Annotated in this window: 14 protein-coding genes (1 of these 14 cut by a window edge); 4 read left to right on the top strand and 10 right to left on the bottom strand. The window is 70.0% G+C overall.

Annotated features, from left to right (window positions below; translation table 11 throughout):
• The 6 genes from DEIMA_RS00340 to DEIMA_RS00315 all read right to left on the bottom strand — a co-directional run.
• Positions 1–4 carry the start of a PrsW family intramembrane metalloprotease gene (locus DEIMA_RS00340; protein ID WP_013555236.1) on the bottom strand. 623 nt of this gene lie to the left of the window's left edge, so 4 of the gene's 627 nt are visible here — the first part of the coding sequence; its start codon is at positions 2–4; the stop codon falls past the left edge of the window.
• Between the two features lie 12 nt (positions 5–16).
• Entirely contained in the window at positions 17–511 is a 495-nt protein-coding gene (gene ruvC / locus DEIMA_RS00335; protein WP_013555235.1) for a crossover junction endodeoxyribonuclease RuvC, read from the bottom strand.
• Positions 512–608: 97 nt separating this feature from the next.
• Complete coding sequence (locus DEIMA_RS00330; RefSeq protein ID WP_013555234.1) at positions 609–1,547, bottom strand: ABC transporter permease; 939 nt, start codon at positions 1,545–1,547, stop codon at positions 609–611.
• Between the two features lie 10 nt (positions 1,548–1,557).
• Positions 1,558–2,553, bottom strand: a complete 996-nt coding sequence (locus DEIMA_RS00325) for an ABC transporter permease (RefSeq protein WP_013555233.1) — start codon at positions 2,551–2,553, stop codon at positions 1,558–1,560.
• Between the two features lie 112 nt (positions 2,554–2,665).
• A complete protein-coding gene (locus DEIMA_RS00320) occupies positions 2,666–4,435 on the bottom strand; it encodes a peptide ABC transporter substrate-binding protein (protein WP_013555232.1) in 1,770 nt (589 codons plus the stop codon).
• A gap of 201 nt (positions 4,436–4,636) precedes the next feature.
• Positions 4,637–5,032, bottom strand: a complete 396-nt coding sequence (locus tag DEIMA_RS00315; RefSeq protein WP_013555231.1) for a HesB/IscA family protein — start codon at positions 5,030–5,032, stop codon at positions 4,637–4,639.
• Between the two features lie 128 nt (positions 5,033–5,160).
• Here DEIMA_RS00315 and DEIMA_RS00310 point away from each other — a divergent pair, with 128 nt between their 5' ends.
• Entirely contained in the window at positions 5,161–6,381 is a 1,221-nt protein-coding gene (locus DEIMA_RS00310) for a M24 family metallopeptidase (RefSeq protein WP_013555230.1), read from the top strand.
• A 58-nt stretch (positions 6,382–6,439) separates the two neighbouring features.
• Complete coding sequence (locus DEIMA_RS00305) at positions 6,440–7,120, top strand: SDR family oxidoreductase (RefSeq protein ID WP_013555229.1); 681 nt, start codon at positions 6,440–6,442, stop codon at positions 7,118–7,120.
• A gap of 28 nt (positions 7,121–7,148) precedes the next feature.
• Here the strand turns inward: DEIMA_RS00305 and DEIMA_RS16555 are convergent, their stop codons facing one another.
• The gene (locus tag DEIMA_RS16555) at positions 7,149–7,865 is read right to left on the bottom strand and encodes a hypothetical protein (RefSeq protein ID WP_052303256.1); all 717 of its coding nucleotides are present in this window, start codon (positions 7,863–7,865) and stop codon (positions 7,149–7,151) included.
• Positions 7,866–7,911: 46 nt separating this feature from the next.
• Here DEIMA_RS16555 and DEIMA_RS00295 point away from each other — a divergent pair, with 46 nt between their 5' ends.
• Entirely contained in the window at positions 7,912–9,171 is a 1,260-nt protein-coding gene (locus DEIMA_RS00295; RefSeq protein WP_083810889.1) for an amidohydrolase family protein, read from the top strand.
• 50 nt (positions 9,172–9,221) lie between these two features.
• Here DEIMA_RS00295 and DEIMA_RS00290 read toward each other — a convergent pair whose 3' ends face one another.
• Complete coding sequence (locus tag DEIMA_RS00290; protein WP_013555226.1) at positions 9,222–10,442, bottom strand: 2,3-bisphosphoglycerate-independent phosphoglycerate mutase; 1,221 nt, start codon at positions 10,440–10,442, stop codon at positions 9,222–9,224.
• A 56-nt stretch (positions 10,443–10,498) separates the two neighbouring features.
• Positions 10,499–11,152, bottom strand: a complete 654-nt coding sequence (gene trmH / locus DEIMA_RS00285; RefSeq protein ID WP_013555225.1) for a tRNA (guanosine(18)-2'-O)-methyltransferase TrmH — start codon at positions 11,150–11,152, stop codon at positions 10,499–10,501.
• Between the two features lie 223 nt (positions 11,153–11,375).
• Between trmH and DEIMA_RS00280 the strand changes: the two genes are divergently transcribed.
• Complete coding sequence (locus DEIMA_RS00280; protein WP_013555224.1) at positions 11,376–12,740, top strand: YdgA family protein; 1,365 nt, start codon at positions 11,376–11,378, stop codon at positions 12,738–12,740.
• 62 nt (positions 12,741–12,802) lie between these two features.
• On the opposite strand, the gene DEIMA_RS00275 is transcribed toward DEIMA_RS00280, so the two are convergent.
• The gene (locus tag DEIMA_RS00275) at positions 12,803–14,068 is read right to left on the bottom strand and encodes an HRDC domain-containing protein (protein ID WP_013555223.1); all 1,266 of its coding nucleotides are present in this window, start codon (positions 14,066–14,068) and stop codon (positions 12,803–12,805) included.
• Positions 14,069–14,115 lie beyond the last annotated feature (47 nt).

Below are 14,115 nucleotides of genomic sequence, written 5' to 3'. Positions count from 1 at the left end.
CCATGCAGGGTGCGGCTCAGCGGGCCGCGCGCAGCGCCGCGCGGACGCCACTGTGCGCGAGGTGCGTCATGGCCAGGGCCAGCGCGTCCGCCGCGTGGTCATTCATGATGTCGCGGATGCCCAGCGTCGCCTTCACCATATAGATGACCTGCTCCTTGTCCGCGCGACCCGTGCCGACAATCGTCTGCTTCACCTGCATCGGCCCGTACGTGTAAATCGGGATGTCCGCCTGCGCGCACGCCAGCTGCACCACGCCGAACGCCTGCCCCACCTTGAACGCCACGTCCGCCTGCTTGCGTAGGTACTGCTCCTCGATGGCGACCGCTTCGGGCTCGAACACCTCAATCAGGCGGCTCACCTCCTCGTGGAGGTACCGGAGGCGGCGCGGGAGTTCCCACGCGCTGGCGGTAAACAGGCACACGCTGTGCAGGTGCCGGGCTTTGCGGGCGTCGCCGTCCACCACACCAATCCCGAGATTCGCGAGGCCGGGGTCAATGCCGAGGACAATCATGCCTTCAGGATAGGGCAGAAACCCTCACGGGCGTTCCGGTGACGCAAAAGACGCGGCGCGCCCCACCGATGGGGCGCGCCACGGGACAGAGCCACGCTCAGAGGCGGCTGCGCGGGTCGAAGGCGTCCCGCAGGCCGTCCCCCAGGAAGTTGAACGACAGCACCGTCAGCAGGATTGCCAGGCCCGGGTAGAACGGAATCCACGGGTACTGCAGCACCACCTCCTGCGCGTTGCTGAGCATGTTCCCCCACGTGGACACCGGCGGCTGAATCCCGAAGCCCAGGAACGACAGCGCTGCCTCACCCAGAATCGCGGCGCCCACGTCGATGGTCGCCTGCACGATGATGATCGCGAACAGGTTCGGGACGAGGTGCCGCCACATGATGCGGTTGTTCGACGCGCCCAGCGCGCGCGCGGCGTCCACGTACTCCAGGTTCTTCAGGCGCAGCACCTCCCCGCGCACCAGGCGGGCCGTGCCCATCCAGCCGAGCAGCGAGAAGATGCTGATGATGATTACGACGCTGCTGGTCGCGCCGAGGTTCGAGCGGAGGTTCTGAATGAACGGCGCGTCGCTGCTCACGAACAGACCACTGATGACCAGCTGCAGCGGAATGCCCGGCAGGCTCAGCATGATCTCGATGAAGCGGCTGATGAGGGTGTCCGTGCGCCCGCCGAAGAACCCGGCGAGCAGGCCCATCAGCGTGCCGATGAAGATACTGATGAACGCCACCGCGAAGCCGACCATCAGGCTCACGCGGCTGCCGTAGATGATGCGGGACAGCAGGTCGCGGCCCAGCTCGTCCTGCCCGATCAGGTGCTTGGCGCTGGGCGGCGCAAAGAACCCACCCAGGTCCTGCGTGTTCGGATCGTACGGCGCAATGAACGGCGCGAACACCGCCATCAGGAGCAGCAGTGCAATGACCGTCAGGCTGAACATGGCGGCCTTGTGCTTGCGCAGGCGCCGCAGGCCGGTCTGCAGCATGGAGCGGCTCTGCACGCGGGGCGCGGCGGGCGTGGGTGAGGCAGTCGTGGTCATGGGAGGCACCTCACGAGTACCGGATGCGCGGGTCCACCAGCGCATACGTCAGGTCAGTGATGAGTTGGAAGACGACGGTCAGCACCGACAGCAGCATCAGCGCGACCATCACGACGTTGAAGTCCTTGCTCACGAGCGCGTCCAGGATGGCTTTCCCCATGCCCGGCCACGAGAACACCGTCTCGGTGATGACCGCCCCGCCGAACAGGCCAGGGATGCTCAGGCCCATGATCGTCAGGATGGGGACCATGGCGTTGCGCAGCGCGTGCTTGTACAACACCCGGCGGCCCGGCAGGCCCTTGGCGCGCGCCGTGCGGATGAAGTCCTGATTGAGGACCTCCAGCATGCTGGCGCGCATGAACCGCGTCGTCGCGGCGACCTCGCGGAGCATCAGGATGCACAGCGGCAGCACGAGGTACTTCACCTTGTCGAGCGCCACGGCAAACCACCCTGCCTCGGGCGGCACGTCGCCGCCCAGCCCGCCCGGCGGCAACGCGACCGCGCCGTTCGTGACGCCCGGCAGGTACACCGCGAACAGGTACAGCGCCATGGCGCCAATCCAGAACACCGGCGTGCTGAACGCAATAAAGCTCAGGAACGTCATGCCGTAATCCATGGCGCTGTACTGCCGCACCGCCGAGTAGATGCCGAGCGGCACGGCGATCAGGGTGCTGAGAATCAGCGCGGGCACGGTGAGCAGCAGCGTGTTCGGCATGCGCTGCTGGAACACGAACTCCACCGCGGGAATGTTGAAGTCCTGCGAGTACCCGAAGTTGCCGTGCAGCACCTGCCCGAGCCAGTGCAGGTAACGCTCGTAGATCGGCTGGTCGAGGCCGTACGCGGCGCGCAGGCGCGCGACGTCCTCGGGCGTGATGTTCGGGTCGCCGAACGCGAGGCGGTCCACCGGATCGCCGGGTTGCAGGGCGGTCAGGCCGTAGATAATGAAGCTGATGACCAGCAGCAGCGGGATCATCTGCACGATGCGCCGCAGGATGTAGTTGAACATCGCTCTCCTTCGGGCACGGCCCGCCGCGGAGCGGGACCGTGCGGGAAACACCCGGGGGCGGCCGACTTCGACCGCCCCCGGAAGTTCACGCAGCGCGCGGGCGCCGCGCGCGTCACTTCTGCTTGTTGACCTCGGCCGCGCCGCGGCTCGCCCAGCCGATCTGGTAGGCGTTCCAGCTGGGGTACAGGGTGTACGCGCTGAAGGTGTAGTTCAGCAGGCCGTTCACCTTGGTGTACGGGTTCACGCGGTAGTACAGCGGCAGCGACGGCACTTCGCTGCTCCAGATGGTCTGCATGCGGTCAAAGAGCTTGATGCGTTCCGCGAGGTCGAACTCGGACTGCGCCTGCTTCTGGAGTTTGTTGAAGTCGGCGTTGTTCCAGCCGGCGTAGTTCTGCCCGGCGTACCCGTTGGCGGCGGTGGGGACGCCCTCGCCCTTGAAGAGGTTGCCTTCCTCGAACACGGGGTTGCCGGTCCAGGCGTACATGGCGAGGTCCCATTTGCCTTCCTGCCCCTTGCTGAGCATGTCCGGCCCGAAGAACACGCTGGACGGGTAGTTCTGGATGTTGACCTGCACGCCGACCTTCTTCCACTGGTCCTGCAGGATCTGCTGCACGCGCTCGCGGGTGGTGTTCCCGGCGGTGGTGCTGAAGCTGAGGCTCAGCTTCTTGCCGTTCTTGGTGAGGATGCCGTCACTGCCGGGCTTCCAGCCGAGGTCCGCGAACAGCGCCTTGGCCTGCGTGACGTTCAGGTTGTAGTCGCGGACGTTCTTCTTGTAGAGCTTGCTGATGGGGTTCACCCAGCTGTTCGACACGGCCTGTTTGCCCTGGAACAGCGCCTTGACGAGCGCGTCGCGGTCGATGCTCATCAGGAGCGCCTGCCGCATGCGCGGGTCGTCGAGGTCGAGGTCCTTCGCCTTGGGGCTGCGGGCGTTCACGTCAATGTGTTCCCAGATGGCGCCCGGCACGAAGTACGTCTTGAACTTGTTGCGTTCGCTGCGCTGCAGGTCGAGCGCCTGGTCGAAGGTGAGGCTGACGGCGCTGATCGCGTCGAGCTGCCCGGACAGGACGTTGACCTTCAGGGTGTTGGTGTTCGGGATGAAGCGGTACGTGACCGTCTGCACGTACTTGTCGTCGCCGCCCTTGGGGGTGCGCCAGTAGTTCGGGTTGCGCACCATGGTGAGGCTGTTGCCGGGACGCCACGCGGTCGGGCGGAACGGACCCGCGACGACTTTCGGGAGGTTCCGGGCGGTCGTAAACGAGGAAATGAACTTCTTCCATTCCTCACTGACGACCTTGGCGTCCTTTTGGTTCTTGGTGGCGTTGTCGAACGCGTTCCACGCAGCGCTCATGACGTGCGACGGCGCGGCGCTCGGGCCGGTCTGGTCGGCGAAGAGGTACGGCGGCTCGAACGTGACGGTGAAGGTGTCCGCGTCGACGGGCGTGATCTTCGCGCGGTCCCAGGGGGTGCGGCTGGGCACGGGCACGCGGTCGTCGTTCTGGACTTTCAGCCAGAACTGGAAGTCCGCGATGGTGATGGGTTTGCCGTCGCTCCACTTGGCGTCCTTGCGGATGCTGTACGTCATGCTGTTGCGCACAACGTCGCCCGCGGCGTTCTTGACGATCTTGTACCCGCCGTTGGCGAGGGTGGGGACAGTCGTGGCGATTTCGGCGTACAGGTCGCCGTCGTCGTCCGGGGCGATCAGGCTGGCGCCCATGAAGCCGTTGATTTCGCTGGCAATGGCGAGGTTGTTGGTGTTCCACGGGTCATAGATGTTCGGCGGCTCTTGCGACGTGCCGACCACGAGGCTGTTGTTGGCCGGGCCAGCATACGCGACCGCGCCGAGCAGAAGGGCCGAAACCAGGATGGTTCTTTTCCACGCCATATACGCCTCCGAACGCCTGCCCTGGGGACATGCGCCAATGTGCTTAGAGTTGAACTTGTCCTGAAGTATGAGGGGGGGGTGAAGGGGTGTCAAGCCAAATTCCCCACCTGTCTGGAACAGCTGACATTCCGCGGCCTCTGGGCGTGCGACATGCAAAAAAACGCGGCGGGCCGAAGCCCGCCGCGCCTGAGCGTGGTGGTGTCAGTGGCTGCCGCAGCCGCTGGAGCCTTCGCCGTCCGGGCTCTGCGAGCCGTCCGTGCGGAAGCTGTGGCCGCACCCGCACGCGGACGTGGCGTTCGGGTTGTGCACGGTGAAGCCGCCGCCCATCATGTTCTCGATGAAGTCGACTTCGCTGCCCTGCAGGAGCGGCAGGCTCATGCGGTCCACGATGAGCTTCACGCCGCGGTCCAGGATGACCGTATCGCCTTCGAGTTCGCGGTCATCGATGGCCATGCCGTACTGGTAGCCGCTGCAGCCGCCGCTCTTGACGAAGACGCGCACGCCTGCGTTCTCCTTGCCGCTGGACGCCAGGATGCCCAGCGCCTTCTGCGCGCCGAATTCGCTGATGCCAATGACTTTCTCGACCGTTGCCGTCATGCTTTTACGGTAGCACCGCCGTGCGTGCAAAAACGTGCCCGGACCGCTAAACCCGAGCGCCGCACTCCGGAAACGTGACCGTGCGGCGCGCCCGCGCCGCGCACGCCTTTTCGGGTTAGCGTGAACGCATGCAAGTGTACCTCGACCGCATCCGCGACGCCCTGCGCGCCACCGACCTTGACGGCTGGCTGATCTACGACTTCCAGGGCCTCAACCCGCACGCCCGCACGGTGCTCGGCATTCCCGAGCGCGCGCACCTCACCCGTCGCTTCTTCGTGTACGTCCCGCGCGAAGGCACCCCCACGCTGATCCACCACCGCATCGAGGGCGGCACGTGGCGCACCCTCGCCGGCAGCGCCACCCTCACCTGGCAGCCGTACAGCGCCCACACGGAGCTCGACGCGCACCTGCACGCCCTGCTGGCCGGGCAGCGCGTCGCCATGGAGTACAGCGCGCGCGGCGCCGTCCCGTACGTCAGCCGCGTGGACGCCGGCACCCTCGAACGCGTCCGCGAGGCGGGCGCCGACGTGCACAGCAGCGCGGACCTGCTCCAGCAGTTCCTCGTCTGGACGCCCGAGGACGAGGCGGCGCACGCCCGCGCCGTGGACGTGCTGATGCGCGCCAAGGACGACGCCTTCCGGTACGTCCATGACCAACTGCAGCAGGGCGAGCCCGTCACGGAACTGGACGTGCAGGCCGTCATCGCGCGCGTCATCGAGGACGCCGGCATGAGCAGCGGCCACGCCGTCATGGTGGGCTTCGGCGTCAACGCCGCCGACCCGCACTACGAACCCGGCGGCGACAAGAACGCCACCCTCAGCGCCGGCCAGGCGGTGATGCTCGACCTGTGGTGCCAGGAGGACGGCCGCCCATTCGCGGACGTCACCTGGATGGGCTTCGCCGGCACGCCCACCCCTGACTTCCTGGAGGTCTGGCAGGCCGTGGCGGACGCGCGCGACGCCGGCATCGCCGTCCTGCAGGACCGCACCGCCACCACGCAGGGCTGGGAAGCGGACCGCGCCGCGCGCGAAGTGCTCGCAGCGCGCGGCCTCGCGGAGCACTTCACGCACCGCCTCGGCCACAACCTCGGCGTGCAGCTGCACGGGCCCGGCGCGAACCTCGATGACCTCGAAACGCACGACACCCGCACGCTCCTCGGCGGCCTCGCCGTCACCGTCGAGCCCGGCGTGTACGACGCGGCGCGCGGCTTCGGCATTCGCAGCGAGGTGAACCTCTATCTCACTCCGAACGGCGGCGCGCGCCTCACGACGCCCGTGCAGGCCGCACCCTTCGCGCTCGGCGAAGGCGACTGGGCGAGCGTCCGCGCGCGCGCACTGGGCGAAGCATGAACAGACGTCCGCACACAATGCACACCCACCCCCACCGCACGCCGGGTAGGCTGAACGCATGAGTCGAAGTTTGAGTGGCTGGACGGTCATGCTCACAGGGGCGGGCGGCGCGCTCGCCACCGCCCTCGCGCAGGAACTGGAAGACGTCGGTGCGGAACTCGTGCTGGTCGGACGCGGCGAGGCCCTCGCACGCGCCGAGGACCGCTTCCCCGCCAAGGACGTCCTGAACCTGGACCTGACCGACCCAGCCAGCATCGAGGCGCTGCGCGGCGTGAAGGTGGACGCACTCGTGCACACCGCCGGCGCGTTCAGCATGCAGGACGCGCACAAGGCCACCCCGGACGACCTGAACGCCATGTTCAGCGCGAACTTCACGACGCTGTTCCACGCCGTGCAGGGTGTCCTGCCACACATGCTCAAGCAGAAGGACGGCGTGATTCTCGGCGTGAGCGCCGGGCAGGCCGCGCGCATGAGCGGCCCGAAAGCGGCGCTGTACACCGCCAGCAAGGCCGCCGTCGCCGCGTACCTCGGCAGCCTGAACGACGAGCTGAAAGGCAAGGGCGTATACGCGCGCACGCTCTACCCGATGGGCGCCATCGACACCGCGCGCAACCGCGCGGACGGCCTGGACCCCGACAGCATGATCGACATGCGCGAACTCGCGCAAGCCGCCATCTACCTGCTGTCGCGCGAGCCGCGCGCGCACCTGAACGAACTCAAGGTCTACCCGGACGTCTAAATCCGGACGGCGCGGCGCGGGAGCGACCTCAGGTCCCGCGCCGCGCCGTCGGTTCGACCGGCACATGCACGTCCCGCGGGTCCACGGGGGCCAGACCCACCCGCAGCAGGAACGGCGCGCCCCTGCCCGCGCGTTCGTTCGCCTGATGCTCCGCGTGCAGGCGCATCATCAGGCGGATCAGGTCCACCTGCGCCGCTTGCGCCTGCGCGGGCGTGAGGCGCACCTCCGGGGCGCCCTGCAGGTACAGGCCGTCCGGGCCCTGCCAGCCGGTGAGCGGCTCGCGCAGGTCCGCGTCCCAAAAGCCCTCGTCGGCCTGCGAGGTTCGCCCGTCGAAGTACACGCGCAGGCCCCACTCGCGCGCGCCGCTGCTGCCGAGCGCCACCTCGAAGGCGCGCGTGAACGCCGCGCGGAACTGCGCGTCGCGCGCCGTGGCGTCGCGCTCGCTGAGGTGGGCGGCACTGAGCGCGTCCGTGACGGTGAACGGCACGAAGAACGCGTCCGCGACTGCGCGGTAGTGCCGCACGGGCCGCCCCGCGCGCGGCACCTCGCGTTCCACGCGCAGCAGCCCCGCGTTCAGCAGCCGTCCGACATCGCGGTGGACGACGCGCACGTCAAGGTGCAGGGCAGCAGCGGCGCGCGCCGTGGTGTTCGCGCGTCCCTGAAACGCGCCCAGCACACCCCGCACCCGCGCGTGCTGGAGCCAGCGGACCGCCCCGGGGTCCGTTACGCGCAGCACGCTACTCACAGCCGCATCTTACGGTGCGAGTCGCGCGGGCGGCACGCTGATGCTCATGACGCCCACGCTCGCCCTGACCGGCCGCCTCCTCGACCCGCTGCGCCCCACCCTCACCGAGGACGGCGTCCTCCTGATCGCCGGCGACCGGATCGTCGCCAGCGGCCCGCGCGCCACCACCCCGATTCCCGACGGCGTGCCCACGCTGCAGGGCGGCACCCTGCTGCCCGGCCTGATGGACCTGCATGTGCACGCCCGCCCCGCCTACGCGTCCTGGTTCCCACGCGCCGGGGTGACCACGGTCCGCGACGCTGCCAGCAGCCTGGAGAACCTGCGCGCGCTGCGCACGCATCCCGGCGCGCCCCGCATGTTCGGCGCCGGCCCGGCCCTGGACGGCCCGGGCAGCATCTTCGCGCAGTTCGGTCCGGGCGCGTTCGAGGCGCCCGGCGACCCGGTCGCAGGCGGCTGGTGCGTCCGCACCCCCGAGGACGCCATCCGCGCGGTAGACGCCCTGGCCGACGCGGGCGTGGACACCGTGAAGTTGTACGAGCAGCTCACGCCCGACGCGTACCGCGCTGCGGCGGCCCGCGCGCACGCACGGGAACTGCCGGTCATGACGGATCTGGGCACCGCGTTCACGCGCGGCCTGAGCGGCGCGCAGGTGGACGCCCTGCAGGCCATCGCGTGCGGCGTGCGCAGCATCGAACACGTGAGCGGGTACGCCCTGGCGTACCAGCGGCTCGGGGGGGACCCGCTCGCGGACAGCCTGAACGCCGCGCACCTCGACCACCTCGCGCGCGTCACCGTCGACCACGGCGTGACGCTCGTGCCCACCCTCGTGAACCTCGCGGGCTTCGCCGGCACCCTGGAACCGCTGACCCTGAACACCCCTGCCGGGCCGGCCCTGGACGGCCTGCAGCATCAATGGTCGTACCTGCGGGCCCTGCCGGACAGCATGCGCGCAGCCGCGCTCGCGGACCTGCGACTGGCCGTGGCCCTCTGCGTGCGCGTCCTCGACCTGGGCGGACGCGTCGTCGCGGGCACCGATACGCCCGCCGCGCCCGACGTGCTGCCCGGCGCGGGCCTGCACGCCGAGCTGCGCCTGTTCGCAGCCCTGCTCGGCCTCTCCCCCGCCCGGGCGTTGCAGGCCGCCACAACCGACGCGGCCGGCCTGCTGGGGCGCGCGGACCTCGGCACCCTCCAGCCCGGCACGCTCGCGGACGTCCTGATCGTGGACGGCCGCCCGGACGTTACCCTCGCGGACGCCGCGCGCGTGCGGCACGTCGTGCAGGCGGGCGTGCCCGCCACGGTCGCCTGAATGGCGAAGCAGGGCCCGGCGAGACCGCCGGGCCCTGCTTCCTGGGGAGCTTACGCGCCGTACTTCTGGAGCTTCAGGGCGTTCGCCATCAGGAGCGGCATCAGGTCCGTGCCGCGGCGCAGGCCGAGCGTGCCGCGCGCCGCCTCCTCTTCGGTGAAGCGCGTGGCGGCGTCCTTGCGGCCGTACGCGCTGCGGATCAGGACCGGCACCGGATGCCAGCTGTGCGTGGCGAGCTTGCTGGGCGTGCTGTGGTCGCCGGTGATGCACACGACGTCCGGGCCGAGCTCCAGCAGTTGCGGAAGCAGCGCGTCGAACAGCTCGACCTTCTTGACCTTCGCGTCGAAGTTGCCGTCCTCGCCGGTGCTGTCGGTCTTCTTCACGTGGAAGTAGAAGAAGTCGTACTTGTCCCAGTTGGCGCGCAGCGCCGCGACCTTGCCGTCGAGCGCGTCCTCCTCGCCTTCCACGTCGAGGACGTCCATGCCGACGAGGCTCGCGAGGCCCTTGTACATGGGGTAGCTGGCGATGCACGCTGCCTGCAGCTGGTACACGTCCTCGAAGCTGGGGAAGTGCGGGACGTCGCTGTACCCGCGGAACAGCACGCCGTTCACCTGCGCTTCGTCGGCGAGGGCCGCCTCGGCGCGGGTCACGAAGGCGTTCACGAGCTCCGCGGTCTTCTCGCTGACCGCGTCATGGCCGTGCGCGACGAGCGGCGTGACGCCGGTCGCCTGGGGGTCCACGTCGCTGAGGTTCGCGCCGAGCGGCGTGCCGGGGTTGCGGAACACCACCACGAAGCGGTGCTCGCTCTCGGTGTAGATCTCCACCTGCACGCCGTCGATCTCGGGAATGGCGGCGCGGAGTTTCGCGACGATTTCGGCGTTCTTCTCGTCGCTGGGCCGGCCGGCACGGCGGTCCTGCACGACGCGGCCCTCGCCGAGCGTGGCGAAGTTGCCGCGCACGGCCACGTCGCCGGCGCTGAGTTTCACGCCGATGCCGACGGCGCTGAGGGCGCCGCGGCCCACCACGAAGCGCAGCGGGTCGTACCCGAACAGGCTGAGGTGCCCAGGGCCGCTGCCGGGCGTGATGCCCGCGCCGACCAGTTCGAGCTGCCCGAGCTGGCTTTCCAGGGCGAGCGCGTCCAGGTTCGGGGTGCGGGCGGTCGCGAGTTCGGTGTCACCGTTCAGGTCGAGCGGGAGGCCGCCGACGCCGTCGAGGACGACCATCAGGATCTTGCTGTCGGTTTTCTTCGCGAGGGGCTTGATGGTGTCGATCATCCGTTTACTGTACGCCCTCCTCCATCAGGCCCGCGTGACCCCGGTGCAGGCAAACCTCAGGCGCGAATGATCTCGCCGTGCTCGTCGAGCGCCGGGTACGGCTCGCCACGCTCCCGGTAGGTGTCCGCAAGGTCCGGGTACGCCCACTCGAACAGCACCCGGTCGAACTCGTCCGGCGGGAACGGCGCCTGGCCGTACAGGCCCGCGGCGAGCCGCTGCCGCTGCGCCTCGAACAGGATGGTCGCGCACGCCACGGACACGTTGAGGCTCTGCACCATGCCCAGCATGGGGATCACGACGTTCGCGTCGGCGGCGTCGGCGGCCTCCTCGGACACGCCCCACTTCTCCGCGCCGAGCAGCACGCACGTGGGACGCGTGTAGTCGAGTTCGCGGTAGTCGACGCTGCGCGCGCTCAGGTGCGTGGCGAGCACCTGGAAGCCGCGCCCCTGCAGTTCACGCACGGCGCTCGGCGCGTCCGCGTGGCTCTGCACGCGCACCCACTTCTCGGCGCTGCCGCTGGTGGCGTTGTACGTGGGCAGCTTCCCGTTCTTGGGCGGGACGGCGTGCGCCTCCCACACGCCTACGGCGTCGCACGAACGCAGAATGGCACTGAAGTTGTGCGGCTTGTTGACTTCCTCCATCAGGACGGTGAGGGTGGGTTGCCGCTGGCTCAGCACCCGCTTGAGTTTCTCGAAACGCTCCGGCGTCATAACACCCCAAAGTAGCAAACGGCAGGCAGACCTTTCAGCGTACCCGGTTCCGGGGGCGCCGCGCCGCGTACATTCGCGTGCGCGGACGCGCGTGCCCGTCTACGCTGCAACTGGGCGCGCAGGATTCCCTCCCCCTTGGCCTGCGCTTCCCCCCCTATTCCCTCGATTCGCTTCGTCCCTCGGCGCGCCGCGCGGAGGGCACGCGTCTGCCTCAGGAGGCCCCATGACTGTTTCCCCTACCCCCCGCCCGCCCCGCAAACGCCCCAGCCCGGTCCTGATCGGCGGCGTGACCGTCGCCCTGATCGCCGGCGCGGTCGCCGGCGCCACGGCCGTCAGCAGCACGCAGACCGCCGCCATGATGAACGGCAACACCGCCACGATGCGCCAGGCCCTCGAGGCGACCGGCTTCGCGCACATCACCGAGCACCAGTACCAGCGCGGGTTCATGAGCAGCACCGAAACCATGACGGTCCTCGTCGGGCCCGACGAGGACCGCGTGAAGCTCAAGGTCACCAACCGCATTCAGCACGGGCCGCTGCCGGGCCTGCGCACCCTCGCGAACGCCGTCATCGACACGGACGTGCAGTTCGCCGACGCGAAGGTGCAGGCGGCGTTCGAGAAGGCGCTCGGCGGGAAACGCCCGGAGATCCGCACCGTCATCGGCCTGACCGGCTCGACGAGCACCTCCGTGAACGTGCCCGCCGGGCAGTTCGCGGACGGCGCCGACATGGTCCGCTGGCAGCCGCTGACCGGCACGTACCGCGCGAGCGGCCGCACCACCGACCTGAACTTCGCGCTGCCGACCGTGACCGTCAGCGGCGACGGCACGACTGTCAGCGTGAACGGCGTCCGCCTCAGCGGCAAGACCACGAAACGCGACGCGAAGGATCCGCTGGGCGTGGGCGACTCCGCGTTCACGATTGACAGCGTCAGCGCCGGCGACGGCATCGGCGCGCGCGGCATCCGCGTGAGCAGCAACGCCAGCGACGCGGGCGGGCAGTTCTATGGCGGGACCGTGAAGTACGACGTGGGCAGCGTGAGCGTGCCGGGCCTGAACCTCAAGAACCTGCAGCTGCACGTGTCCGCGCGGCACCTCGCGCGTGACCCGCTTGTGCGCCTGGCGCGCGCGTTCGAGGCGATGCAGCAGGACGCCCGCCAGGGCAAGGCCACCCCGACCCTTACCAAAGCGCAGGAGGACGCCCTGATGGCGGACGTGCTGGCGCTGCTGCAGGGCGCGCCGGTGATCGCGGTCGACCGCCTGTCGGTGGAGCAGCCGAGTGGCACGGTCACGCTCGACGCGGTCGCCACGCTCCCCGACGCCAAGGGCATCGACGCGGCCACGCTGAAGGCGTCGCCGGAGGTGCTGCTCGCGGGCCTGAACGTCCGCGCGAACCTGATCGGTCGGGAGCAGGCCGTGCGGGAACTGCTGACGCTCGTCGACCCGGGCGGCCGTCAGGGCCTCGCGGCGAACCTGAGCGGCCTGGTCGAGGCGGGCATGCTGGAACGCCGCGGAGACAACCTGAACGCCACCCTGAACTACGGCGCGGGGCGCGTCACCCTGAACGGCCAGGACCTCGGCGCCTTCTGAGACCCAGTGGGAGAGGGGCGGCCCGCACAGGCCGCCCCTCTCCCGCTGCCTGCAGGGATGGGTCAGATGCCCCAGACGACGCGGATGATCTGCTCGCCGTACTTCTGGAGGCGCTGCGGGCCCATGCCGCGCACCTCGCGCAGTTCCGCCGTCGTCTGCGGGGCGCGCCGCGCGATTTCCGCGAGCGTGGCGTTCGACGCGATGATGAAGCGGCTCACCTCCTGACGTTTCGCTTCCGCGTTGCGCCACTCGCGCAGGCGCATGAACACGGCGCGCTGTTCGTCCGTGAGGTCCGCAACGGCGTCCGCGCCCGCGTCGGGCGTGGGCAGGTCTGGGTGCAGGTCGTGGATGTGCACTTCCGGCTCCGGCGCGGGCGCTTCCGGTTCGGGCTCCTGAGCCTCGGCCAGTTCGGGCGCGGCGGATTCGGCCGCGTCCTCCGCCTCGTCCGGGTAGGGGATGCTGCCGGAGTACACGATTTCCGGCGCCGGGCGCGGTTCGGGCGCGTCCGCGGCCGGTTCGGCGGGCGCGTCGGCGCCGCGTTCCTCGCGGGTCAGGCCGAGCGCCGCGAGGAGCGCACTGGCGTCCTCCAGGCCGACGCTCAGGAGCGTCCCGGCAGGCACACTCAGCGCGGCCGGGCGCACACCGCCCAGCGGGGCGTCCCACGCGGCGTGGTCGGCGGGCAGGCCTTCGGGCGCGAGCAGCAGGGTGCCGCCCGCCACGCCCTGGGCGCGCCCGGGCAGGGCCGCCAGCACCGCCGCGGCGGTGTCCGCCTGCCGGGCCGCGCGGAGCGGCAGGGTGGCGACGTCGCGCAGCGCGAGGGCCACGGCGAGGTCCGAGGCGCCCGGCGCGACGTGTTCCGGCGCGTCCCCCGTGCCGAGCAGCGTGCCGAACGTCGCGTCCGCGAAGCCCGTGAGGGTCACGGCGTCGCGGTACACGACGAGGTCCGCGCCGCGCGCGAGCCACCCGCCGCCCGGCGCGAACGTCGCGTCCACGATGATGGGCACTTCCGCTTTGCGGGCGCGCTTGAGGGTCTTTTCGTCGGGGTTTAGGAGCCACACGGCGTTCGCGCCGCGCCAGTCGGCGTCGGTGGTGGCGACCGCGAGGCCGTGCACGGCGAGCAGGTCGCGGTTCACGGGGACGCGCGGGTCGACGCGCACGAGGCCCTTGCCGTAACGCGCCACGAGCTGCCGCGCGAGGGCGCGCACGTCGGCGAGCGTGAGGGCCCATTCGGCGCCCTCCAGGGCGCAGAGCGCGCCCGTCAGGCGGGTGAGCGCGTCGCCGGTCGCGGCGTGAACGCCCGCGAGCTGACCAGTCAAATGTTCAATCATGTCAGGAATACCTCTCAGGGCATTCTGACGCACGCGCGCGCACGAAA

Source organism: Deinococcus maricopensis DSM 21211, from assembly GCF_000186385.1.
Classification (GTDB): Bacteria; Deinococcota; Deinococci; order Deinococcales; family Deinococcaceae; genus Deinococcus_B; species Deinococcus_B maricopensis.
This window is presented reverse-complemented; position numbering and strand designations above follow the sequence as displayed.

What these genes read in the sequence shown, in the direction of transcription:
- ruvC (WP_013555235.1), bottom strand. Translation starts at nt 511, where the DNA reads ATGATTGTCCTCGGCATTGACCCCGGCCTCGCGAATCTCGGGATTGGT.
- DEIMA_RS00330 (WP_013555234.1), bottom strand. Translation starts at nt 1,547, where the DNA reads ATGACCACGACTGCCTCACCCACGCCCGCCGCGCCCCGCGTGCAGAGC.
- DEIMA_RS00325 (WP_013555233.1), bottom strand. Translation starts at nt 2,553, where the DNA reads ATGTTCAACTACATCCTGCGGCGCATCGTGCAGATGATCCCGCTGCTG.
- DEIMA_RS00320 (WP_013555232.1), bottom strand. Translation starts at nt 4,435, where the DNA reads ATGGCGTGGAAAAGAACCATCCTGGTTTCGGCCCTTCTGCTCGGCGCG.
- DEIMA_RS00315 (WP_013555231.1), bottom strand. Translation starts at nt 5,032, where the DNA reads ATGACGGCAACGGTCGAGAAAGTCATTGGCATCAGCGAATTCGGCGCG.
- DEIMA_RS00310 (WP_013555230.1), top strand. Translation starts at nt 5,161, where the DNA reads ATGCAAGTGTACCTCGACCGCATCCGCGACGCCCTGCGCGCCACCGAC.
- DEIMA_RS00305 (WP_013555229.1), top strand. Translation starts at nt 6,440, where the DNA reads ATGAGTCGAAGTTTGAGTGGCTGGACGGTCATGCTCACAGGGGCGGGC.
- DEIMA_RS00295 (WP_083810889.1), top strand. Translation starts at nt 7,912, where the DNA reads ATGACGCCCACGCTCGCCCTGACCGGCCGCCTCCTCGACCCGCTGCGC.
- DEIMA_RS00290 (WP_013555226.1), bottom strand. Translation starts at nt 10,442, where the DNA reads ATGATCGACACCATCAAGCCCCTCGCGAAGAAAACCGACAGCAAGATC.
- trmH (WP_013555225.1), bottom strand. Translation starts at nt 11,152, where the DNA reads ATGACGCCGGAGCGTTTCGAGAAACTCAAGCGGGTGCTGAGCCAGCGG.
- DEIMA_RS00280 (WP_013555224.1), top strand. Translation starts at nt 11,376, where the DNA reads ATGACTGTTTCCCCTACCCCCCGCCCGCCCCGCAAACGCCCCAGCCCG.
- DEIMA_RS00275 (WP_013555223.1), bottom strand. Translation starts at nt 14,068, where the DNA reads ATGATTGAACATTTGACTGGTCAGCTCGCGGGCGTTCACGCCGCGACC.